Source organism: Streptomyces sp. NPDC042638 (genome assembly GCF_040647235.1).
Lineage (GTDB): Bacteria > Actinomycetota > Actinomycetes > Streptomycetales > Streptomycetaceae > Streptomyces > Streptomyces rameus.
In genome coordinates this window covers 12487-34010 of the sequence record NZ_JBEZBT010000001.1, presented here as the reverse complement: position 1 = coordinate 34010, position 21524 = coordinate 12487, and the positions used below count along the sequence as shown (strand labels likewise).

Annotated in this window: 20 protein-coding genes; 9 read left to right on the top strand and 11 right to left on the bottom strand. The window is 73.2% G+C overall.

Annotated elements, in window-relative coordinates:
* Positions 1–5: 5 nt before the first annotated feature.
* The 4 genes from AB0B40_RS00155 to AB0B40_RS00140 all read right to left on the bottom strand — a co-directional run bounded on the left by AB0B40_RS00155 (position 6) and on the right by AB0B40_RS00140 (position 4171).
* Positions 6–1124, bottom strand: a complete 1119-nt coding sequence (locus AB0B40_RS00155; protein WP_345048365.1) for an LLM class flavin-dependent oxidoreductase — start codon at positions 1122–1124, stop codon at positions 6–8.
* A 111-nt stretch (positions 1125–1235) separates the two neighbouring features.
* A complete protein-coding gene (locus AB0B40_RS00150) occupies positions 1236–2006 on the bottom strand; it encodes an SDR family oxidoreductase (RefSeq protein ID WP_345048367.1) in 771 nt (256 codons plus the stop codon).
* 9 nt (positions 2007–2015) lie between these two features.
* The gene (locus tag AB0B40_RS00145; protein ID WP_362262036.1) at positions 2016–2921 is read right to left on the bottom strand and encodes a TIGR03619 family F420-dependent LLM class oxidoreductase; all 906 of its coding nucleotides are present in this window, start codon (positions 2919–2921) and stop codon (positions 2016–2018) included.
* 17 nt (positions 2922–2938) lie between these two features.
* Entirely contained in the window at positions 2939–4171 is a 1233-nt protein-coding gene (locus tag AB0B40_RS00140; RefSeq protein WP_345048369.1) for an amidohydrolase family protein, read from the bottom strand.
* A 179-nt stretch (positions 4172–4350) separates the two neighbouring features.
* Here AB0B40_RS00140 and AB0B40_RS00135 point away from each other — a divergent pair, with 179 nt between their 5' ends.
* Positions 4351–7311, top strand: coding sequence for a BTAD domain-containing putative transcriptional regulator (locus AB0B40_RS00135; protein ID WP_345048370.1), 2961 nt, complete (start codon positions 4351–4353; stop codon positions 7309–7311).
* A 206-nt stretch (positions 7312–7517) separates the two neighbouring features.
* Positions 7518–7703 carry a sigma-like protein gene (locus AB0B40_RS00130; protein WP_345048372.1) on the top strand — a complete coding sequence of 62 codons (186 nt, stop codon included), beginning with the start codon at positions 7518–7520 and terminating at the stop codon, positions 7701–7703.
* 193 nt (positions 7704–7896) lie between these two features.
* Here AB0B40_RS00130 and AB0B40_RS00125 read toward each other — a convergent pair whose 3' ends face one another.
* On the bottom strand, positions 7897–9492 hold the full coding sequence (locus AB0B40_RS00125) for a FadD3 family acyl-CoA ligase (RefSeq protein ID WP_345048388.1): 1596 nt from the start codon (positions 9490–9492) through the stop codon (positions 7897–7899).
* Between the two features lie 91 nt (positions 9493–9583).
* On the opposite strand from AB0B40_RS00125, the gene AB0B40_RS00120 reads away from it, so the two are divergent.
* The 3 genes from AB0B40_RS00120 to AB0B40_RS00110 are packed head-to-tail and all read left to right on the top strand — an operon-like array spanning position 9584 to position 11922.
* Positions 9584–10738, top strand: coding sequence for a lipid-transfer protein (locus tag AB0B40_RS00120; RefSeq protein WP_345048373.1), 1155 nt, complete (start codon positions 9584–9586; stop codon positions 10736–10738).
* 6 nt (positions 10739–10744) lie between these two features.
* Positions 10745–11152, top strand: a complete 408-nt coding sequence (locus tag AB0B40_RS00115) for an OB-fold domain-containing protein (protein ID WP_345048375.1) — start codon at positions 10745–10747, stop codon at positions 11150–11152.
* A complete protein-coding gene (locus AB0B40_RS00110) occupies positions 11149–11922 on the top strand; it encodes an enoyl-CoA hydratase/isomerase family protein (RefSeq protein WP_345048377.1) in 774 nt (257 codons plus the stop codon). The genes AB0B40_RS00115 and AB0B40_RS00110 overlap by 4 nt, the downstream gene beginning before the upstream one ends.
* 9 nt (positions 11923–11931) lie before the next feature.
* Here AB0B40_RS00110 and AB0B40_RS00105 read toward each other — a convergent pair whose 3' ends face one another.
* From AB0B40_RS00105 to AB0B40_RS00095, 3 genes are all read right to left on the bottom strand, one after another.
* Positions 11932–12510: a hypothetical protein gene (locus AB0B40_RS00105; protein WP_362261639.1), complete on the bottom strand. Its 579-nt coding sequence runs from the start codon at positions 12508–12510 to the stop codon at positions 11932–11934.
* A gap of 66 nt (positions 12511–12576) precedes the next feature.
* Complete coding sequence (locus tag AB0B40_RS00100; protein WP_362261636.1) at positions 12577–14925, bottom strand: PQQ-binding-like beta-propeller repeat protein; 2349 nt, start codon at positions 14923–14925, stop codon at positions 12577–12579.
* 178 nt (positions 14926–15103) lie between these two features.
* A complete protein-coding gene (locus AB0B40_RS00095; protein WP_362261634.1) occupies positions 15104–15838 on the bottom strand; it encodes a VOC family protein in 735 nt (244 codons plus the stop codon).
* Positions 15839–15972: 134 nt separating this feature from the next.
* Between AB0B40_RS00095 and AB0B40_RS00090 the strand changes: the two genes are divergently transcribed.
* Complete coding sequence (locus AB0B40_RS00090; protein ID WP_362262033.1) at positions 15973–16608, top strand: TetR family transcriptional regulator; 636 nt, start codon at positions 15973–15975, stop codon at positions 16606–16608.
* A 74-nt stretch (positions 16609–16682) separates the two neighbouring features.
* Here the strand turns inward: AB0B40_RS00090 and AB0B40_RS00085 are convergent, their stop codons facing one another.
* Positions 16683–17135, bottom strand: a complete 453-nt coding sequence (locus tag AB0B40_RS00085; protein ID WP_161292709.1) for an Lrp/AsnC family transcriptional regulator — start codon at positions 17133–17135, stop codon at positions 16683–16685.
* An 82-nt stretch (positions 17136–17217) separates the two neighbouring features.
* Here AB0B40_RS00085 and AB0B40_RS00080 point away from each other — a divergent pair, with 82 nt between their 5' ends.
* On the top strand, positions 17218–17835 hold the full coding sequence (locus tag AB0B40_RS00080; protein ID WP_362261631.1) for a LysE family translocator: 618 nt from the start codon (positions 17218–17220) through the stop codon (positions 17833–17835).
* Positions 17836–17872: 37 nt separating this feature from the next.
* On the opposite strand, the gene AB0B40_RS00075 is transcribed toward AB0B40_RS00080, so the two are convergent.
* Both AB0B40_RS00075 and AB0B40_RS00070 read right to left on the bottom strand, forming a co-directional pair.
* Positions 17873–18355: a nitroreductase family deazaflavin-dependent oxidoreductase gene (locus AB0B40_RS00075; protein WP_345051138.1), complete on the bottom strand. Its 483-nt coding sequence runs from the start codon at positions 18353–18355 to the stop codon at positions 17873–17875.
* Complete coding sequence (locus AB0B40_RS00070) at positions 18355–19539, bottom strand: acyl-CoA dehydrogenase family protein (protein ID WP_345051140.1); 1185 nt, start codon at positions 19537–19539, stop codon at positions 18355–18357. The genes AB0B40_RS00075 and AB0B40_RS00070 overlap by 1 nt, the downstream gene beginning before the upstream one ends.
* A gap of 111 nt (positions 19540–19650) precedes the next feature.
* Here AB0B40_RS00070 and AB0B40_RS00065 point away from each other — a divergent pair, with 111 nt between their 5' ends.
* Both AB0B40_RS00065 and AB0B40_RS00060 read left to right on the top strand, forming a co-directional pair.
* Positions 19651–20823 (top strand): acetyl-CoA acetyltransferase, encoded by a 1173-nt coding sequence (locus AB0B40_RS00065; RefSeq protein ID WP_345051143.1) that lies wholly within the window; start codon positions 19651–19653, stop codon positions 20821–20823.
* 28 nt (positions 20824–20851) lie between these two features.
* Positions 20852–21520, top strand: a complete 669-nt coding sequence (locus AB0B40_RS00060; protein WP_345051145.1) for a pyridoxal 5'-phosphate synthase — start codon at positions 20852–20854, stop codon at positions 21518–21520.
* Positions 21521–21524 lie beyond the last annotated feature (4 nt).

Here is a 21524-nt window from a genome sequence, read left to right as displayed (position 1 = left end):
GGCGCTCACACGGCCGCCCGGAACCGCGAGGTCCGGTGCACCGGATCCGTGTCGATCTTCGGAACCACGTGCTCGCCGATGAGCCGGATCGTCTGCAGCGTCTCCTCCTTCGGCACCCCCACCGGCAGCCCGAAGCTCAGCTGGTCGGCGCCCGCCTGCTCCCACCGCTTGCACTGGCGCAGCACCTCGTCCGGATCCCCGCAGATCAGCAGCTCCTCCTCGATCAGCAGCTCCACGAACTCCGGCGTGTACGCGGGCAGCGTCTGCGGCCACACCGGGAAGCCCTCGGGCCGCGGGAAGGTGTCGTGGTAGCGGAAGACCAGCGAGGGCAGGTAGTGCAGCCCGCCGTTCACGGCGATGTCGATGGCCTCGGCGTGCGTCGGTGCGCAGATGGCCGTGGTCGTGACCATCACGTTGTCGTTGACGAAGTCCCCGACCGGCTCGGCGTCCACGACCGCCGTCTTGTACTGCTCCAGCACCCACTCCATGTCGGAGACCTTCTGGACGCTGAAGCCGAGCACCCCGAGGCCCTTCTTCGCGGCCATGGCGTACGACGGCGGGGACCCGGCCGCGTACCACATCGCCGGGTGCGACTTCCCGTACGGCTTCGGCAGGACCTTGCGCGGCGGCAGCTGCCAGTGCTTGCCCTGGAAGCCGGCGTACTCGTCCTGGAGCCACATCTTCGGGAACTCGGCGATCGTCTCCTCCCAGATCTCCTTCGTGAAGTTCATGTCGGTGATGCCGGGCAGGAAGCCGAGGATCTCGTGCGACCCGGCGCCGCGCCCGCTGCCGAACTCGAAGCGTCCCTCGCTGAGGTGGTCCAGCATGGCGACCTTCTCGGCGACCTTCACCGGGTGGTTGACCTGGGCCAGCGGGTTGAAGATCCCGGAGCCCAGGTGGATCCGTTCGGTCGCGTGGGCGAGGTAGCCGAGGAAGACGTCGTTGGCGGACAGGTGCGAGTACTCCTCCAGGAAGTGGTGCTCGGAGGCCCAGGCGTACTTGAAGCCGGACTTGTCCGCCTGGATGACGTACTCGGTCTCCTCCATCAGCGCCTTGTGCTCGGCCAGCGGGTCGGTCTCGGCGCGCTTGCCCACGTATCCCTGTACAAAGAGCCCGAATTCCACGGCGGTCCACCGTCCCAAGTTTTTCTGACGATACGTCAGATCTGTTTGTTGGCCGACTGTGACACCGGCCGTCGCGACCGTCAATAGCTGACGGCCCGTCAGGCAGGTGCGTCAGACGATGCTGACGCCGGCCAGCCATCCGCCGTCGATCACGAACGGCTGCCCGGTGATGTACGAGGAGTCGTCCGAGGTCAGGAAGAGGGCGAGCCGGGCCACCTCCTCCGGCTGCCCGACCCGGCCGAGCGGCACGAGTCTGCGGTACAGCTCGTCCAGCGCCCGGCTCATCTCCTCCGGGTCGGCGTCCGGGTCCAGCCGGGCCGGGTTCGACATCGCGGTGTCGATGGCGCCCGGGCAGATGGCGTTGACCCGGATCCCGCGGCCCGCCAGCTCCAGCGCCGCCACCCGGGTCAGCCCGAGCACGGCGTGCTTGGTGGCGGCGTACGTCCCCACGGCCGCCATGCCCGTCAGCGCCGTGTAGGAGGCGGTGTTCACGATCGTGCCGCCGTCCGTCAGCTCCGGCGCGACGGCCTTCATGCCCAGGAAGCAGCCGACCTGGTTGACCTGCACGACCCGCATGAACTCGTCCAGCGGGGTGTCCACGAGGGCGTTGAAGCGCAGGATGCCCGCGTTGTTGACCAGCCCGTCGATCTGCCCGTACGCCTCCTTGACGGTCCCGACGGCCTCCCGCCACCCGTCCTCGGTGCCCACGTCCAGATGGACGTACAGCGCGCCGATCTCCTTGGCCAGCGCCTCCCCCCGCTCGTCCAGCACATCGGTGACGACGACCCGCGCGCCCTCCTCCCGGAACAGCCGCGCCTCCTGCTCGCCCTGCCCGCGCGCCGCCCCGGTGACGAGGACGACCCGCCCGTCCAGCTTGCCCATACCGCCTCCTCAGTCCAGCCGGGGCGCGACCTCCACCCCGAACACACCGATCTGCTCGACCAGTTCGGCCCGGCTCCGGCTGCGGAACCGCACCTGGATCTGGTCCACGCCCAGCGCCCGGTACGCGCGCAGCGACTCGGCGATCTCCTCCGGCGCCCCGGCGAGCGTGCGCCGCCCGACGTCCCAGCCGGGCCGGCCGACGTACAGCGGCTCGGTGATGGCGCCGACGGTGTACGGCCCGTCGAGCCCGGCCTCCTCGCGCAGCCGCCGGATGCGGGTGATCTTCCGCGCCAGCCGGTCCCGGGGGTCGCCCTGCGGCAGCCAGCCGTCGCCCTTCAGCGCGGCCCGTCGGACTGCGGCGGCCGAGGAGCCGCCGACCCACACGGGGACGTGCGGCTGTGCGGGACGGGGCCGCTGGCCGAGCCCGGCGAAGGCGTAATAAGTGCCGTGGTGCTCGGGGAACTCCTCGGGTCCGAGGGCGGCCCGCAGCGCGTCGATCACCTCGTCGAGGACGGCCCCGCGCCGCTCGAAGTCCACCCCGAGCGCCTCGAACTCCTCGGGGACGTGCCCGGCCCCGACCCCGAGGATCAGCCGCCCGCCGGAGAGGTGGTCGAGGGTCGCGTACTGCTTGGCGGTCAGGAGCGGATGGCGCAGCCCGACGACGGCGACGTGACTGAGCAGCCGGGCCCGCCCGGTGACGGCGGCGAGGTGGGCGAGGGTGGCCACGGGGTCGTACCAGACCGTGCTCATGGCCGGGGCGAGGCGGCGCGGTACGGCGACGTGGTCGCAGCAGGCGAGGTACGCGAACCCCACGGCGTCGGCCGCCCGGGCCACGGCGACCAGGTCCTCCGGCCCCGCCCCCGCCTCCCACGGCTCGGTGTAGAGGGTGCTCTGGGACTGGACGGGCAGCTGCATGCCGTACGACAGGCAGCTCACCGCCACAGCCCGTCCGGGGTGAGCCCCAGCAGGTCGATGGCGTTGCCCCGGACGATCCGCTCGACCACGTCGGCCGGCAGGTGCCCCATCTGGGCCTCGCCGACCTCGCGGGACTTGGGCCAGGTGGAGTCGGAGTGCGGGTAGTCGGTCTCGTACAGGACGTTGCCGACGCCGATGGCGTCCAGGTTCCTGAGCCCGAAGGCGTCATCGAAGAAGCAGCCGTGGACATGCCCGGCGAACAGCTCGGACGGCGGCCGGGTCACCTTGTCGGCGACCCCGCCCCAGCCGCGGTTCTCCTCCCACACCACGTCCGCGCGCTCCAGGATGTACGGGATCCACCCGATCTGGCCCTCCGCGTACATCACCTTCAGGTTCGGGAAACGCTCGAACTTGCCGCTCATCAGCCAGTCGACCATCGAGAAGCAGCAGTTGGCGAAGGTGATGGTGGAGCCGACTGCGGGCGGGGCGTCGGCGGAGGTGGACGGCATCCGGCTGCTGGAGCCGATGTGCATGGCGACGACCGTGCCGGTCTCGTCGCAGGCCGCGAGGAAGGGGTCCCAGTCGTCGGTGTGCACGGACGGCAGCCCGAGGTGCGGGGGTATCTCGGAGAAGGCGACGGCCCGGACGCCGCGTTCGGCGTTCCGCCGGACCTCCGCCGCCGCCAGCCCGGCGTCCCACAGGGGGATGAGGGTGAGCGGTATGAGCCGCCCGTGCGCCTCGGGCCCGCACCACTCCTCCACCATCCAGTCGTTGTAGGCGCGGACGCAGAGCAGCGCCAGTTCCCTGTCGGCGGCCTCGGTGAAGGTCTGCCCGCAGAAGCGGGGGAAGGTGGGGAAGCACAGGGCGGACTGGACGTGGTTGACGTCCATGTCGGCGAGCCGGGCGGACACGTCGTAGGACCCGGCGCGCATCTGCTCGTAGGTGATGACTTCGAGTCTGACCTCGTCCCTGGCGCAGCCGACGGCCGTGTCGAGGCGGGTGAGCGGGCGGCGCAGGTCCCCGTACACCCACCAGTCGCCGAGCGGGCCGTCCACGCTGCCCGGGTCGCCCATGACGGGCCTGAACCGCCCGCCGAGGAAGGTCATCTCCTTCAGCGGCGCGCGCACGATCCGGGGTCCGACGTCCCGGTACTTCCTCGGCAGCCGGTCCTGCCACACGCCGGCGGGCTCAACGGTGTGGTCGTCGACGGAGATGATCCGCGGGAACTGTGTGGTCTCCATGCCGTCCACGGTAGCGCCGATCTGACGGTCCGTCAGCTATCGGAACGGGCGACCGGGATGCGAAGACCGTGTGAGGGGCTTGTGCACCACGGCCCCCGCCTTGTGATCGGCGTCTCGCACGGCTGACGCAACCACCCGGAACAAGGCAAACTGACGGGGTTGTTCGTGACACCGAGGGGGACGAACGCATGGACGGTGTGCCGCGAGTACCCGAGCAGCGGCGCGCCGGCTCCGGGACCGCCGCGGAGTCCGGCCCGCTGCGCTTCGGCGTGCTCGGTCCGGTGCGGGCCTGGCGCGGCGAGGTGACGCTCAGCACGGGCTCCCCGCAGCAGCGCGCCCTGCTGGCCGCCCTGCTGCTGCGGGAGGGCCGTACGGCCACGGCGGCGGAACTGATCGACGCGCTGTGGGGGTCCGAGCCGCCGTCCCAGGCACTGGCGGCGGTCCGCACGTACGCGTCCCGGCTCCGGAAGATCCTCGACCCCGGCGTCCTGGTCAGCGAGTCCGGCGGCTACGCGGTGCGCTCGCCCGGCGAGGGCGCGCTGGACCTGGCGGTCGCACAGGATCTCGCGGCGGACGCGGAGAAGGCCCGGGGCACCGGTGACCTGGGCCGGGCACGGACGCTGCTGAACCAGGCCCTCGGCCTCTGGGACGGCGAACCCCTGGCCGGCGTCCCCGGACCCTACGCCGAGGGGCAACGGGCCCGGCTGGAGGAGTGGCGCCTCGGCCTCCTGGAGTCCCGCCTGGACCTGGACCTGGAACAGGGCTGCCACGCCGAGGCGGTCTCGGAGCTGACGGCCCTGACGGCGGCGCACCCCCTGCGGGAGCGGCTGCGCGAACTGCTGATGCTGGCGCTGTACCGCAGCGGCCGGCAGGCGGAGGCGCTGGCGGTGTACGCCGACACGCGCCGCCTGCTGGCCGAGGAACTGGGGGTCGACCCGCGGCCGGGCCTGCGGGAGCTCCAGCAGCGCATCCTCCAGGCGGACCCGGCGCTGGCGGAACCCTCGGCCCCCGTGACGGAGTCACCGACGGCCCCCGTCCGCCCGGCCCAGCTCCCCGCCTCCGTACCGGACTTCACCGGCCGCTCCACCTTCGTGTCGGAGCTGAGCGAGGTGCTGTCCTCCGCGTCCGAGGCGGAGGGCCGGGTGATGGCGGTCTCGGCCCTGGCCGGCATCGGCGGCGTGGGCAAGACGACCCTGGCGGTCCACGTCGCCCACCGGGCCCGCCCCGCCTTCCCCGACGGCCAGCTGTACGTCGACCTCCAGGGCGCGGGCCCGCGCCCCGCCGAGCCGGAGACGGTGCTGGGCTCCTTCCTGCGCGCCCTGGGCACGGCGGACTCGGCGATCCCCGACTCCCTGGAGGAACGGGCGGCCCTGTACCGCTCGGTCCTCGACGGCCGCCGGGTGCTGGTCCTGCTGGACAACGCCAAGGACGCGGCCCAGGTCCGCCCGCTGCTGCCCGGCACGGAGGGCTGCGCGGCCCTGGTCACGTCCCGGGTGCGGATGCTGGACCTGGCCGGGGCGCATCTGGTCGACCTGGACGTCATGTCCCCGGAGGAGGCCCTCGCCCTGTTCACGAAGATCGTGGGCGACGAGCGGGTGGCGGCGGAGCGGGAGGCCGCCCTGGACGTCGTCGCGGCCTGCGGGTTCCTGCCCCTGGCGATCCGGATCGCCGCGTCCCGCCTGGCGGCCCGCCGCACCTGGACGGTCTCGGTGCTGGCGGCGAAGCTGGCCGACGAACGCCGCCGCCTGGACGAACTCCAGGCCGGCGACCTGGCGGTGAAGGCGACCTTCGAACTGGGCTACGGCCAGCTGGAACCGCCCCAGGCCCGGGCCTTCCGCCTGCTCGGCCTGGCCGACGGTCCCGACATGTCCCTGGCCGCGGCGGCCGCCGTCCTGGACCTCCCCGCGGAGGACACGGAGGACGTGCTGGAGTCCCTGGTGGACACGTCCCTGCTGGAGTCGGCCGCCCCCGGCCGCTACCGCTTCCACGACCTGGTACGTCTCTACGCCCGCGTCTGCGCGGAGCGGGACGAGCGGCCGGGTGAGCGGGAGACGGCCATGTCCCGGCTGCTGGACTTCTATCTGGCCACGGCCGCCCGGGCGTACGCCATCGAGCGTCCCGGTGACCGGACGGTCACCCACCTGGAGGAGAGCCGCTACGAGGGGTGCCTGTTCGCCGACGCCGCACAGGCGACGGACTGGCTGCTCGCGGAGGCCGAGCCGCTCCTCGCGTGCGTCCAGCAGTCGCTGCGGCCCGCCACGCTGCGCCGCGCCGTGGACCTCCTGCTGGCCGCCATCGACCTGGCGGAGTCCGGGGCCGGTTCGCGCCGGTACGAGACGACGGCCATGGCCGCGTGCGTCGCCGCGGTGGCCCACACGGACCGGCACGCCGAGATGCGCGCACGCATCACCCTGGCCCAGGTCCTCAGCCAGTCCGGCCGGTTCGAGGAGGCCGAACGGGAGGCGAAGCGCGCCGACCTGCTGAACGAGACGTCCGACGACCCCTGGACCGCCAGTACCGCCCCCAACCAGCTCGGCATCATCGCCATCTGCAGGTCCGCCTACGCCGACGCGGAACGCTATCTGCTGAGGGCGATACGGGCCTTCCAGGCCGACGAGAACAAGCCCGGGGAAGCCAGCGCGGTCTGCAACCTCTCCCGCACCCTGGCGTCGATGGGCAGGACCACGCGCGCCATCGAGCTGGCCCGGCGCGGCATCAAGATCTATGACGAACTGGGCATGTCCGTACGCCTGGCCAACGCGCGCTACGCCTCGGGGATCGTGCTCACCCAGGCCGGCAGGCTGCCGGAGGCCCTGGAGGAGCTCGACAGGGCACTGCAGATCTTCACGGAGAGCCGCCAGCGCCTGTGGGAGGGTACGACCCATTTCCGTATCGCCCAGGTACACCTGGCCGACCGCCGCCCGACCCAGGCCGCCCAGCACGCCGAACAGGCGCTGGCACTCGGCTGCATCGGGGGTGACTGGATGCGGGCCAACGCCCTGACCATTCTGGGCAAGGCGCTGGAGGCGCTGGGCCAGCCGGACCGGGCGCGGGCCTGCTGGCTGGACGCCTTGCGGGTCTACGAAGCGACGGGCTCGTCCGAGGCGAGCGAGGTCCGCGGTCTGCTCTCTCCCATCGCGGCGGCCTGAAGTCCGCCCGCCGGGACGTTCATCGAACGTTTATGGCGGGCTGGGACTGTGGTCTCACCGACCCGTCGCGTCGGGGGGCAGACGGATCGCCGGGGTCTCACAGCTACGCTGAGGCCCCTGGAACGCCCGTTCGGCAGCCCTCGGGGGAGTTGCCGAACGGGTGCGTCCAGCCACAGTGCGCCGTACATCTACCGGGGAGTCCCGCCATGACCGAAGCCAAGAAGGCCGAGGAGATCACCACGCTCGACCAGCACGCGCCCGCTCCGCCGAAGGCGCTGGACGAGATCACCACGCTCGACCAGCACGCACCTGCCCCGCCGAAGGCGCTGGACGAGATCACCACGCTGGACCAGCACGCGCCCGCTCCGCCCGCCCTGGGCCTGGGCAACTGACAACGACCTGCATCCGACGGGGGGATCGGCCGCGGCGGCACCGAGGGGGAGCCGCCGCGGCCGAGGGGGCCGGGTCCGCAGGTTCCCGCGACGGTCGTTATCCCCGCATACGGTGACGCGGCGAGGGGCCGGGCAGCAGCCCGGCCCCTCTCGCCTTTCACGCCCCTCGCGCCTCGCGCGGAGGAACTCGCCCTCACCCCCTCCCCCGCAGGGCCCCCTTCACCACCTTGCCGCTCGCGTTGCGGGGCAGTTCGTCGACGAAGGTCACCGCCCTCGGCACCTTGTAGTTCGCCATCTCGCGGCGGGACCAGGCGATCAGGTCGTCCCCGGTGAGCACCGAGCCCGGTCTGCGGACCACGAACGCCTTGCCGACCTCGCCCAGACGGGGGTCCGGTGTGCCGATGACCGCCGCGTCCGTGACGTCCGGGTGGAGGAGCAGCAGTCGCTCTATCTCCGCCGGGTAGGCGTTGAAGCCGCCGACGATGAACATGTCCTTGATCCGGTCGGTGATGCGGAGGTTGCCCGCCTCGTCCAGGACGCCCACGTCACCCGTGCTCAGCCAGCCGTCCGGGGAGATCGTCTCGGCGGTCGCCCCGGGGTCCTCGTAGTAGCCCCGCATGACGTTGAAGCCCCGGACCCGCACCTCTCCGGGCGTGCCGGGCGGCAGCGGGGCGCCAGAGCGGTCCGTGACCCTCACCTCCGTTCCGGGGATCGCCCGGCCCGAGGTGGAGGAGATCACCGAGGGGTCGTCGCCGCGCCGGCACATCGTGACGATGCCGGACGCCTCCGAGAGGCCGTAGGCCGTCAGGACCGTGCCGACGCCGAGTTCGCCGCGCAGGCGTTCCACCAGGCGGAGCGGGACCACGGCCGCTCCCGTCACCACCAGCCGGAGCGCCGACAGGTCGTGGGCGTCCCGGGCCGGGTGGTCCAGGAGCTGCTGGTGCAGGGTCGGGGGGCCGGGCAGGACCGAGATCCGTTCCGCCGCCATGTTGGCCAGGGCGGTGTCCACGTTGAACACCGGCTGCGGGATCATCGTCGCCCCGCGCATCAGGCAGGCGATCACCCCGGCCTTGTAGCCGAAGGTGTGGAAGAAGGGGTTGACGATGAGGTAGCGGTCCGTGCGGTTCAGGCCCGCCAGGTCCGCCCAGATCTCGTAGGCGCGCAGGGTCTGTCCGTGGGTGATCACCGCACCCTTCGGGCGGCCCGTCGTACCCGAGGTGTAGGTGATGTCCGACAGCGATGCCCCGTGCAACGCGCCTGCCCGGTCGCGCACTTGGCCCGTCGGCCGTCCCTCGCCCCGCGCCAGGAACTCCTTCCAGGTGCGGAAGTCCGCCGGCGCGTCCTCCGACAGGACCACCACCTGCTCCAGTCGCGGCAGGCCCGGCAGCGGGCCCCGGCCCTCCGGCACGCCCTCGCCGGCCGCCCGGCGCAGGGAGGCCACGTACGACGTGCCCAGGAAGGTTCCCGTCACGAACAGCAGCCGGGCTCCACTGCGGCGCAGGACGTCCGCCGCCTCCGCCCCCTTGAAGCGGGTGTTCAGCGGGACGAGGACCGCACCCGCCGTCACCGCGCCGAGGGCCGCGACGATCCAGTCCGGGGAGTTGGGGGCCCAGACCGCGACCCGGTCGCCCACCTGGACCCCGCAGGCGAGGCAGGCCGCCGCCGCGCGGTCGACGCGGGCGCCCAGCTCGGCGTAGGTGATCCTCGTGCGGCCGTCCACCACGGCCTCCGCGTCCGCGTACCGCTCGGCCGCCGACCGCACCAGTTCCGGGATGGTGTCCCACTCGATCACGGTCAGCCTCCCCAATCGGGCAGCCGGTTACTGACTGACCGTCAGATTAGCTGTAATCTGACGGCCTGTCAGGAGAGGGGGCAGCACCATGGCCGGACCAGGGATCAAGGACGCCACCGCCATCGTCGGGATCGGGCAGACCGCCTTCGCCAGGCGCCTCGCCGAGGACGAGAGAGCGCTCGCCTGCCGGGCCGTCCTCGCCGCGCTCGACGACGCGGGGATCGCGCCCGGTGAGGTCGACGCTCTCGCCTCCTACACCATGGAGGAGACCGACGAGGTCGAGCTGGCGAAGGCCGTCGGGTTCGGGGATCTGACCTTCTTCAGCAAGGTGGGCTACGGGGGCGGCGGGTCCTGTGCCACCGTCGCCCAGCTCGCCGCCGCCATCGCCGCCGGGCAGGCGACCGTGGGGGTCGCCTGGCGCTCCCGGAAGCGGGGCAGCGGGGCCCGGCCGTGGACCAACACCGCCGTGCAGCTGCCGACTCCGGCCCAGTGGACCCGGCCCTTCGGGCTGCTCCGGCCCGCCGACGAGATCGCCATGCTGGCACGGCGGTACATGCATGAGTACGGCGTCACCCGGGACCACCTGTTCAACGTCGCGCTCGCCTGCCGGAACCGGGCCAACCAGAATCCGGCGGCCGTCATGTACGAGCGGCCGCTCACCCGCGAGATGTACATGACCTCCCGGTGGATCAGCGAGCCGCTGTGTCTCTACGACAACTGCCTGGAGACGGACGGGGCCCTCGCGTGCGTGATCGTCGGCCGGGAACGGGCCCGGGACTGCGCCCAAAAGCCCGTGTACGTCCACTCCGCCGCGCAGGGGCTGCCCGCCCAGCACCACGGCATGGTGAACTACTGGAACGACGACCCGCTCACCGGCCCCGCCTGGACCGCCGCCCGGCACCTGTGGAAGCACGCCGACCTCACGCCGGAGGACGTCGACGTCGCGCAGATCTACGACGCCTTCACCGCCCTGGTCCCGCTCTCCCTGGAGGGCTACGGCTTCTGCGCGCGGGGAGAGGGCGGCGCCTTCACCGAACAGGGCGCCCTGGAGACCGGCGGACGGCTGCCGGTCAACACCGGCGGGGGCGGGCTCAGCGAGGCGTACGTGCACGGCTTCAACCTCGTCAACGAAGGGGTGAAGCAGCTGCGTGGCACCAGTACCGCGCAGGTCCCCGGGGCCACCACCTGTCTCGTCACGGCCGGTGAGGGTGTGCCCACCTCCGCCCTTCTGCTGAGGAGCTGAACCGTCATGCTGAGTCCCGTCACCGACACCGACGGCGCGCCCTTCTGGGAGTACGCGGCCCGGGGCGAGCTGCGCGTCCAGGCCTGCGGTGCCTGCGGTGAGCCGCGCTTCCCGCCCCGGCCCTGCTGCCCGCACTGCCAGTCCTTCACGAGCGAGTGGCGGCCGGTACCGGGACGCGGGCGGATCTGGTCGTACGTCGTGCCGCATCCGCCGCTGCTGCCCGGCTACGCGGAACAGGCCCCGTACAACGTGGTCGTCGTGGAGCTGGAGGAGGCGCCGCGGATACGGCTCGTGGGGAACGTGGTCGCGCGCGCCGGGGCGCCGCTGAACTCGGTGGACCCGGCGCGCCTCAGGATCGGCGCCCGGGTGCGGGCGGTCTTCTCCGGCGGGCTGCCGCAGTGGGTGCTCGCGTGAACACCGTCCGCCTCGCCGTCGACGAGGACACCGGCGTCGCCGTCGTCACCCTGGACCGGCCCGAGCGGCTGAACGCCGTCGATCTGGAGATGGCGCGGGAACTGGGCGAGGTGTGGCGCGAGTTGCGGTACGACGACGCCGTGCGGGCCGTCGTGCTCACCGGGGCCGGTGAGCGGGCGTTCTGCACGGGCATCGACCGGGACGCCGTGGTGCCGCAGCCCTCGTCGCCGTACATGCAGGACGATCCGCTGCTGGGCGCCGGCCCGAAGGCGAACGGCCTGTGGAAGCCGGTGGTGGCCGCCGTGCGCGGGATGGCCTGTGGCGGTGCCTTCTACCTGTTGGGCGAGAGCGAGTTCGTGGTCGCCGACCCGACGGCCGTCTTCTTCGATCCGCACACGACGTACGGCATGGTCAGCGCCTACGAGTCCGTGCTCATGACCGAGCGGATGCCGTACGGGGAGGCCGCGCGGATGATGCTCATGGGCACGGCCGAGCGGATCTCGGCACGGCGGGCCCACGAGGTGGGACTGGTCTCCGAACTCACCGAGGAGGGCGGCGCGTTGGCGGGTGCCGTGCGCTGCGCCGCCGTCCTCGCCGGCTATCCGCCGCAGGGGGTGCAGGGGACCGTCCGGGCGCTGTGGGCGGCCAGGGAGGCGACGCGTGCGCAGGCGTTCGCGCAGGCGCCGCACCTCATCGCCCTCGGCAATCTGCCGGCCGGGCGGCAGGCGGAGCTGTTCGCCGCCCGGCGGCGGGAGTTCCGGGTGCGTTGACGCCTGCGGTCAGTTCGCGAGCGGCACCCTCTCGTCCACCTCGCAGTGGTCGAGCAGGTCGATGTCGGCCCTCTTGGAGAACGGGACGTCGACCGTCTTCGTGCCCCGGGCGGGTACGGAGACCCGCACGCGGCCCGAGTCGATGGCGGGCGGGCTGTCCGGCAGGAACAGCACCTCGACGGTGAAGGCGGCCTTGCGGTCGTTGGGGTTGGTGACCTCGACCGTGGCGTACGGCTTCCCGGCGCTCGCGCAGCTGATCAGCCGCGCGGCCCCCTCCCTCCGCGAGGTGTGGCCGCCACTGCCGGACGGAGTGGAGGTGGGCCGGTGCGTGCGCCGGTAGGAGCCGCCGCCCGTGCCGCTGCCGTAGCCGTCGCCCGAGCCGTACGCGGAGCCGCCCGAGGAGTCGTACGATCCGCCGCCCGAGGTGGACGTCGAGCTGTCGTGGTCCTGGTGCGAGCTGCTGCACCCGCCCCCGCCACTGCCCCCGCCACGGTGGTGGCGGCCCTTCGAAAAGCCGGTCAGGCAGAGCACCACCAGGGTCAGTACGGCCGTGAACCTGAGCGCGCGCTTCCGTGCAGGCGTGTACATGCCAGCACTGTATCGTCGTCGTCCGGAGCCCTTCCGCGCGAACCCGGTGCGACGGCCGTCACGCGGCTACGCGGTCCGCGCGGTTCCGGTGCCCTTCTCCGCGTCCAGCGCGTACACGCACCGGTCCTTGCTGCACGCGTACACCACGCCGTCCTTGACCACCGGGGAGCCGGTGATCTCGCCGCCCGTGGCGAGCTTCCAGCGCAGCCGGCCGTCGTCCGCCTTCAGGGTGTAGAGCAGATGGTCGGTGGAGCCGAAGTGGATGCGGCCCTCCGCCACGGCGGGGGCGCCCACCACGTCGCCCCCCGCCTGGAAGCGCCACTTGGGCGTGCCGGTGACCGCGTCCAGGGTGTAGAGGCCCTTGCCGCTGCCGACGTGCACGTGCCCGGCGGCCACCAGGACGGGATCGATGGAGGAGCGCGCCTCGGTGGCGATCCGCCAGCGGTCGCGGCCGTCGGCGGCGTCGAGGGCGTAGACCGTGCCGAGGTAGTCGGCGAGGTAGACGCCGCCGCCGGTGACGGCCGGACCCGGGGCGAAGGCCGGCGGGCACAGGAAGACCGCGGGAGCCTCGAAGTGCCAGCGGACCATGCCGCTCGCCGCGTCGACGGCGAGGACACGGGTGCCGGCGGAGACGTAGACGCAGCCGTCGGCGGCCGGGGCCAGCCGCACCGGGACGCCGCCGCAGGAGGCCGCGTCACCGATGGGGTACGACCAGCGCTCCTCGCCCGTACGGGCCTCCAGGGCGCGCAGCCGGGCGTCCTGCCAGACGTAGACGGTGCCGTCGTGCACGACGGGGCCCGCCTCCGGGGACTCGAAGTCGGTCTGACAGCCGGTGATCTCCCACAGCTTCTGGCCGTTGGCCGCCTCCCACGCCTGGACGCCGCCGCCGCGGGTGCCGGTGACGACCGTGCCGCGGTCGGCCGCGAGGGAGTACACCCAGGCCTCCGTGGACAGCCGCCACAGATCGGCGCCCTCGCGGGCCTCCAGGGCGAACAGGGTGGGACCGTCGGAGGCGTGGATACGTCCGTCCGCCACGGCCATGGACCAGGCGACGTCCCTCGTCTTGAAGCGGCGGCGGCCGGTTCCCACGTCCAGGGCGTGCACCTCGAAGGAGGTGACGTAGACCAGGTCGCCGTCCACGGACGGGGTGCCCCACACGTCGTTGGACATACGGAACCGCCACGGGCGCCAGCCCGCCGTCTCCGGCGGCACGGGCGGTACCGGCGGTACGGCGGGGTCGGCGCCGGCCGGGCCGGGGCGGGGCCGGGACCAGCTGGCCACCAGGCCGGCCTCGGGCGGGGGCGCCTTGACGGCGGCGGCGCGGGCGTCGGCGACCCGGGGGCCGGGGCCGATGGGCACCGGGGCGCCGGCCAGCCGGACCGGGCCGGTGCCGGGGGCGCCGACCGGGACGGCCGCGGAGGCCGGGACCGGGGGGTCGTACGGCGGCGGCGGGGGTACGGCCGGCCGGCCGCCGCCGCGCGGACCGCCGGCCGTGGCCGGGGCGGGCCTGGCGGCGGGCCGTCCGCCGCGGCGGGACTCGATGAGGCCGACGGCCTTCTCGGGCAGCCAGGCGGAGGCGGTGCCGCTGTCGTCGGAGCCGGATCCGAACAGGTGCGGGGCGAGCTGGGCCTGGAGGTCGGCCGGGGTGGGGCGGGCGGGGGCCTCCATCTGCATGCAGAGCTCGATGAGCGGGCGCAGCTCCTCGGGCAGCCCGGTGAGGTCCGGGCCCTCGCGCAGCAGCATGAAGACGGTCTCGACCGGGTTGGCGCCGTGGAAGGGCGGGTGGCCGGTGGCCGCGAAGACCAGCATGGAGCCGAGGGAGAAGACGTCGCTGGCGCCGGTGACGCTGCGGGAGTCCTTGGCCTGCTCGGGAGACATGTAGGCGGGGGTGCCGACAGCGACGTTCGTCATCGTCAGGCGGGTGTTCGAGACGCCGGAGGCGATACCGAAGTCGATCACCCGGGGGCCGTCCTCGACCACGAGCACGTTGGACGGCTTCAGGTCGCGGTGGACCAGTCCCGCGCCGTGGATGGACTGCAGCGCCTCGGCCACGCCCGCGGCGAGCCAGCGCACGGCCTGTGCCGGGAGCGGCCCGCACTCGTTCACTATCTCTTCCAGCGAGGGCGCGGGGACGTAGGCGGTGGCCAGCCAGGGCACGGCGGCGCGCGGGTCGGCGTCGACCACGGCCGCGGTGTAGAAGCCGGAGACCGCGCGGGCCGCCTCCACCTCACGGGTGAAGCGGACCCGGAAGAGCTGGTCCTCGGCCAGTTCGGTGCGCACCGTCTTGATCGCCACGCGCCGGCCGGACGCCGAGCGCGCGAGATAGACCAGCCCCATGCCGCCGGCCCCCAGCCGGCCCAGCACCTCGAACGGCCCGATCCGCCGCGGATCGTGCTGCGTCAGCTGATCCACCACTTGCCTGCCACCTCCCCGTACGAGCCGCGCCGCCCACGTGTGTACGCGGCCGAAGTGCAGCGTCTCACCACCGCACCGCCCTGGCGGCACGCACCCCGATTCTTCCTGGCCGGGCGGCTCGTTGCGAACCCGGTGACAATCGGGGTGTCTCGTGCTGAATCATTTCAAAGCAGATATATCAGCGCTGCAGCAGTGCGAACGACGCCCCCTGATTGTCGGTGACGACGGCCACTCGTCCGTACGACGCCTCGAAGGGCAGCGCCTGCACCCGCCCGCCGATCCGCTGGACGGCCCCGAGGGCCTCCTCCAGGTCCGTGACCCGGAAGTGGGTGACGAAGTGCGGGGGCATCTCGGCCGGGAACACCTCGGTGACGTCGGCGCGGCCGAAGTCGGGCTGGGCGTCGGTGCCGAACAGGGCGGCGTGGAAGAGGCCGCCGTAGAAGACGTTGGCCGCGGCGGTGTCCCGGGTGTACAGCTGGGCCCAGGCGAAGGTGTTCGGTGCGTGGCGCCGCCCGAAGCCGGGGTGGGTGCCGGGCTGCCACAGCCCGAACACCGCGCCCTCGGGGTCGGTGGCCAGGGCGGCGGTGCCGAGGTCGCCGACCGGGAAGGGGGCCATGACCACCTGCCCGCCGGCCGCCGTGATGCGCCGGCCGAGGGCCTCGGCGTCCGAGGTGGCGAAGGAGACCGTCCAGACGCTGGGCATCCGGCCGTCCGTCTTGGGGGCCAGCGAGGCGACGCGGTCGCCGTCCAGCAGCGCCCACACGGAGGAGCCGTACGACGTCTCGAAGGTCCACCCGAAGAGCTCACCGTAGAACCGCTTGCCCGCCTCGACGTCGGACAGCTGGGCGTCGACCCAGCAGGGGACGCCCTCGCCATATGTCTCTTCGTTCGCGGATGCCCTGTTTTCGGCCATGCCGTCAAAGTAACCGGGCCGCGCGCACCCCGCAGACCAGGCACACCACCCCCGCTGCCCCCGTGCACCCCATTTGCAGTCGGCCGAATCGCGCTCCGATCACCCCTCGGTAAGCTGACGGCATGACAGGACAAGTGCGTACCGTCGACGGCCGCGTGGCCGGCCGGCGTGGGCAGGCGACCCGGCAGAAGCTGCTCGACTGCCTCAGCGAGATGCTCAGCTCCTCCCCCTACCGGGACGTCAAGGTCATCGATGTCGCCCGGAAGGCGGGCACTTCGCCCGCGACCTTCTACCAGTACTTCCCGGACGTCGAGGGCGCCGTCCTCGAGATCGCCGAGCAGATGGCGACCGAGGGCGCGGGGTTGACCGAACTCCTCGAAGGGCGCACCTGGACGGGCAAGGCGGGCTGGCAGACCGCCCAGGAACTCGTCGACGGGTTCCTGGAGTTCTGGCGCCGCAACGACGCCATCCTGCGGGTGGTCGACCTCGGCGCGGCCGAGGGGGACAAACGGTTCTACAAGATCCGCATGAAGATCCTCAACTCGGTCAACAACTCCCTGGCGGACTCCATCGCGGAGCTGCAGTCCAAGGGCCGCGTCGACAAGGACGTGAACCCGGCGGCGGTGGCCGGCGCGCTGGTCGCGATGCTCGCGGCGGTGGCCTCCCACCAGAAGGGCTTCTCCTCCTGGGGCGTGAAGCAGGCCGAACTCAAGCCCAACCTCGCGCTGTTGGTGCACCTGGGCGTGACCGGCAAAAAGCCGTCCAAGTAGGCGCACCTCTCTTTTACCGGAGTCCAAGTCCTGTCTGCCGGGCGGTGGTTCACACGGTGAGCCACCGCCCGCGTCTACGCCGGCAGCGGCCGGTCCCGGACCACGTGTTTCATCACCAGCGTCGACGTCAGCCGCTGCACCCCGGGCAGGGTCGCGAGCCCCTCGTCGTACAGCCGCTGGAAGGCGGCCAGGTCGGCGGTGGCCACCCGGAGCAGGTAGTCCGGCTCGCCGAACAGCCGCTGCGCGTCCAGCACATGCTCCAGCTCACTCACCGCCCGCTCGAACTCGGCGACCGTGTCCCGGTCCTCCTGGCGCATGGACACGAAGACCAGCGCCTCGAAGTTCAGCCCGAGCGACGGCGGGTCCACGACCGCGCGGTAGCCCTGGATGGCGCCGGACCGCTCCAGCTCACGCAGCCGCCGGTGGCAGGGCGAGACACTCAGCCGCACCCGGGCGGCCAGCTCGGTCACGGTCAGCCGCCCGTCCTGCTGCAGCTCTGCAAGGATTTTCCGGTCCACGTCGTCCATGAAGAAGATACTTGCTCAGATCACGCGATCAAGAGCAAACTTCGGGAACACTTTCGGGCCATTCGCGCCTAATGTCCCCAGCATGGACTCCGGACTGCTCCTCTCCTTCCTCGCCGTGGACCTGCTCCTGGTGTGCGTACCGGGCGCCGACTGGGCGTACGTCATCGCCACCGCCCTGCGCGGCGGCTCCGTGGCGCGCGCGGTGGCGGGCCTGGTCTGCGGCTACGCCCTGCACACGGTCCTGGCGGCGGCGGGTCTTGCGGTGCTGGTGGCGGGCTCGCCCGGCCTGCTGACGGTCCTGACGGTGGCGGGCGCGGGGTACCTGCTGTGGCTGGGCTGGGGGGTGCTGCGCCGTCCGGCGGTCCCGAGCGCGGCCGGCCCGGCGGCGGCCGACGGCCGGCTCTTCCTGAGGGGCGCCACGATCAGCGGCCTGAACCCCAAGGGCCTGCTCCTCTACCTCTCCGTGCTCCCCCAGTTCCTCACCCTCCGGGGCGCCCGCCTTCCGGTGCCCGCCCAGACGGCCGCCCTGGGCCTGCTGCACATGGCGTGCTGCGCGGCCGTCTACCTGGCCGTCGGCGCCCTTGCCCGCGCCCTGCTGGCGGCCCGCCCCGCGGCGGCCCGGGCGGTGACGCGCACGTCGGGCGCGGCGATGCTCGGCGTCGGCGCGTTCCTGCTGGCGGAGCGCTTGGCCACGCTGTAGTTCCGCCGGCCGGGCGGACAACGGGCCGCCCGGCCCCTCAGGGCGCCGCGGTGAGCCGGAAGAGCCGGATCTCCCGTGTCACCCGGGACTGGTAGGTGGCGTACGGCGGCCAGAACGCCACCAGCGCCCGCCAGAGCGCGGCACGCTCCTCCCCCGTCAGCAGCCGGGCGGTGACGGGGACGTCCCGGCCCTTCCAGCTGACCGAGGCGTCCGGGTGGGCGAGGAGGTTGTAGGTCCAGGCGGGATGGCCGGTCCGCCCGAAGTTGGAGCCGACGAGGATCCAGCCGCGGCCGTCCCCCTCCGGCATGCAGGCGAGCGGGGTCCGGCGCGCCAGCCCGCTCCTCGCGCCCGTCGAGGTGAGGATCAGACCGGGCAGCATCTGCGTGCTGAGCAGCGCCTTTCCCCGGGTGAGCCGGTGCACGCCCCGGTCCAGCGCCGGGATCACCCGGGGCGCCACGCGCGCGAAGAGCCGGGTGGAGGACACCTTCTGCACGAGCCGGACGCCTGCGGGCAGCCTCATCAGACCGCCACCTCCCCGCCCGTGAAGAGTCCCGCCGCCTCGGCGGCCCGGTCGCGCAGCCGGTGCGCGGGGCCGAACAGCAGCTCGTCCCCGGCCGCCCGTTTGAAGTACAGGTGGGCGTCGTGCTCCCAGGTGAAGCCGATCCCGCCGTGCAGCTGGATGCCCTCGGCGGCGGCACACCGCAGTGCCTCCAGCGCCTGCGCGAGCGCGAGCCCGCCGGCCCCCTCCCCACGGCCGGCCGCCCAGGCGGCGTAGTACGCGGCCGACCGCGCCGCCTGCACCCCCACGTAGACGTCCGCCAGCCGGTGCTTGACGGCCTGGAAGGACCCGATGGGCCGCCCGAACTGCACCCGCTGCCCGGCGTACTCCACGGTCAGCGCCAGCACCCGGTCGGCCGCGCCCACGGCCTCGGCGGCCAGCACGGCGGCCGCGGCGTCCCCGGCCGCGGCGAGGGCGGCCGGCACGTCGGCATCCTCCGTTCCGAGCACCTTGGCCCGCACGTCCCGCAGTTGGACGCGTCCGCAGGGGCGGGTGGCGTCCAGCGCGGTCTGCCGGGCCCGCACCACCCCGGCCGCGTCGCCCGGCACCAGGAACAGCAGGGTGCGCGACCGGGCGAACCCCCCGGTGTGCGCGGCGACGAGCAGCACCTGCGCGCTGTGCCCGTCCAGCACCTGTGCGGCCTCCCCGTACAGCCGCCATTCGCCCGCGGCCCGCCGCGCCTGCACCCCGCCGGCCCGTCCGCCTCCGGCGCTGTATCCGCTGTTCTCGCAGGTCAGGCCGAGGGCGGTGGTGAGTGCCGGTCCGGCGACGGCGAGGGCGGCGGTGAGGGTCCCGGCGGCGATGCGCGGCAGCAGCCCGGCGCGCTGGGCCTCGGTGCCGAGGGCGAGGACGAGCGGGGCGGTGAGGACGCAGGTGGCGAGCAGCGGCGAGGGCAGGAGGAACCGGCCCGTCTCCTCGCAGGCGAGGGCCAGCTCGGTGACCGAGCAGCCGACCCCGCCGTACGCCTCCGGGAGTGCGAGCCCCGGCAGTCCGAGCCGGCCGGCGAGGGCGGACCACAGGAGGGGGTCGTACCCGGCCGGCCCGTCGACGGCGGCCCGGACGTCCCCGGGGCCGCAGCGTTCGCGCAGCAGCTCGCGCAGGGTCCGGCGGATCCCGTCCTGTTCGGCGGTGAGGCGCGTGTCCATGGCTGATCCCTCCGACAGCTGACGGACCGTCATATTAGGCACCCGGGGAGGGGATGCCCAGCCCCGCGACACCTGCCGCCCGGCACTGGATCTGATGTACCGTCAGTTTTCATGAAGCCCGGGAACAGGAAAGTCGCCGTGGTCGGCGTGTCCCTGTCCGACTGCGGACGCGTGCCCGACGCGACCCCGTACGCCCTGCACGCCCAGGCGGCCCGCCGCGCCCTGGCGGACGCCGGTCTGGACCGCGCCCGGGTGGACGGCCTGGCCTCGGCGGGCCTCGGCACACTGGCCCCCGTGGAGGTCGCCGAGTACCTGGGCCTGCGCCCCACCTGGGTGGACTCCACCTCGGTCGGCGGCTCGGCCTGGGAGGTCATGGCGGCCCACGCGGCGGACGCGATAGCCGCGGGCCACGCGAACGCCGTGCTGCTGGTGTACGGCTCGACGGCACGGTCGGACATCAAGGCGGGCCGCAGGACGGGAAACCTCTCCTTCGGCGCCCGCGGTCCGCTCCAGTTCGAGGTGCCCTACGGCCACACGCTGATCGCCAAGTACGCGATGGCGGCCCGCCGGCACATGATCGAATACGGCACGACGGTCGAGCAGCTGGCCCGGGTGGCGGTACAGGCGAGGGCGAACGCGGCCCTGAACCCGGAGGCGATGTACCGCGCCCCGATCACGGTCGACGACGTCCTGTCCGGGCCGATGATCGCCGACCCCTTCACCAAGCTGCACTGCTGCCTGCGCTCGGACGGCGGCGCGGCGGTCCTGCTGGCGGCCGAGGAGTACGTACGGGACTGCCGTACGAGCCCGGTCTGGATCCTCGGCACGGGCGAGCACGTCTCGCACGCCGCCATGTCCGAGTGGCCGGACTTCACCCTCTCCCCGGCGGCGGTGAGCGGCCGGCTGGCGTTCGCGCGGGCCGGGGTGACCCCCGAGGAGATCGACTTCGCCGAGCTCTACGACGCCTTCACCTACATGACCCTGGTGACGCTGGAGGACCTGGGTTTCTGCGCCAAGGGCGAGGGCGGGGCGTTCGTCGGGGAGGGCCGGCTGCTGGTGCGGGGCGGGGAGCTGCCGGTGAACACGGACGGGGGCGGCCTGTCGGCCCAGCATCCGGGGATGCGGGGGCTGTTCCTGCTCGTGGAGGCGGTGCGGCAGCTGCGCGGGGAGGCCGGGGAACGGCAGGTCCGGGCGCGGGACGGCGGGCTGCCCCGGCTGGGGTTGGCGTCGGGCACCGGGGGCTGGTTCTGCTCCGCGGGGACGGTGGTGCTGGCGCGGGACTGAGAACCGGGCCAGCGGTGATACTCGCCCCATGGCACAGAAGGATCTCCACGAACTGCTCCGGTCGCTGCGGGTCTGGGACGCCCGGGCGACACAGCTGCGGCCGTTCGACCCGGACACCGCCCCTCCCACCCCGCTGACCCTGTTCACGAGCTGGTTCGCGGAGGCGGTGGCGGCGGGGCAGCCCGAGCCGCACACCATGTCGCTGGCGACCGTGGACGAGGAGGGCAGGCCGGACGTACGGATCGTGATGCTGCACGGCGCCGACGCCGACGGCTGGTCCTTCGCCACGCACGCCACGAGCCGCAAGGGCCGCGCGCTGACCGCCCGGCCGTACGCGGCCCTCGCCTTCTACTGGCCGGCCCTGGGGCGCCAGGTGCGGGTGCGCGGCCCGGTCGTCCCGGCGCCGGCCGAGGAGAGCCAGGCCGACCTGCACGCACGCTCCACGGGTGCGCTGGCCGCCGCGCTGACCGGCCGGCAGAGCGAGGAGCTGTCCTCGGTGGCGGAGCTGCGCGAGGCGTCACAGGCGGCCTGGGAGCGGGCCCGGGATCACCCGGACGAGCCGTCGCCGACCTGGACCCTGTACCGGCTGCGCCCGGAGACCGTGGAGTTCTTCCAGGGGGACCCGGAGCGGCGGCACGTGCGGCTGGAGTACCGGAGCACGGAGTTCGGCTGGAGCAGGGGCCTGTTGTGGCCGTGAGGGG

Coding starts and splice junctions, on each gene's coding strand:
- AB0B40_RS00150 (WP_345048367.1), bottom strand. CDS start 2,006: ATGGGCAAGCTGGACGGGCGGGTCGTCCTCGTCACCGGGGCGGCGCGC.
- AB0B40_RS00145 (WP_362262036.1), bottom strand. CDS start 2,921: ATGCAGCTGCCCGTCCAGTCCCAGAGCACCCTCTACACCGAGCCGTGG.
- AB0B40_RS00135 (WP_345048370.1), top strand. CDS start 4,351: ATGGACGGTGTGCCGCGAGTACCCGAGCAGCGGCGCGCCGGCTCCGGG.
- AB0B40_RS00130 (WP_345048372.1), top strand. CDS start 7,518: ATGACCGAAGCCAAGAAGGCCGAGGAGATCACCACGCTCGACCAGCAC.
- AB0B40_RS00120 (WP_345048373.1), top strand. CDS start 9,584: ATGGCCGGACCAGGGATCAAGGACGCCACCGCCATCGTCGGGATCGGG.
- AB0B40_RS00115 (WP_345048375.1), top strand. CDS start 10,745: ATGCTGAGTCCCGTCACCGACACCGACGGCGCGCCCTTCTGGGAGTAC.
- AB0B40_RS00105 (WP_362261639.1), bottom strand. CDS start 12,510: ATGTACACGCCTGCACGGAAGCGCGCGCTCAGGTTCACGGCCGTACTG.
- AB0B40_RS00095 (WP_362261634.1), bottom strand. CDS start 15,838: ATGGCCGAAAACAGGGCATCCGCGAACGAAGAGACATATGGCGAGGGC.
- AB0B40_RS00085 (WP_161292709.1), bottom strand. CDS start 17,135: ATGGACGACGTGGACCGGAAAATCCTTGCAGAGCTGCAGCAGGACGGG.
- AB0B40_RS00080 (WP_362261631.1), top strand. CDS start 17,218: ATGGACTCCGGACTGCTCCTCTCCTTCCTCGCCGTGGACCTGCTCCTG.
- AB0B40_RS00075 (WP_345051138.1), bottom strand. CDS start 18,355: ATGAGGCTGCCCGCAGGCGTCCGGCTCGTGCAGAAGGTGTCCTCCACC.
- AB0B40_RS00070 (WP_345051140.1), bottom strand. CDS start 19,539: ATGGACACGCGCCTCACCGCCGAACAGGACGGGATCCGCCGGACCCTG.
- AB0B40_RS00065 (WP_345051143.1), top strand. CDS start 19,651: ATGAAGCCCGGGAACAGGAAAGTCGCCGTGGTCGGCGTGTCCCTGTCC.
- AB0B40_RS00060 (WP_345051145.1), top strand. CDS start 20,852: ATGGCACAGAAGGATCTCCACGAACTGCTCCGGTCGCTGCGGGTCTGG.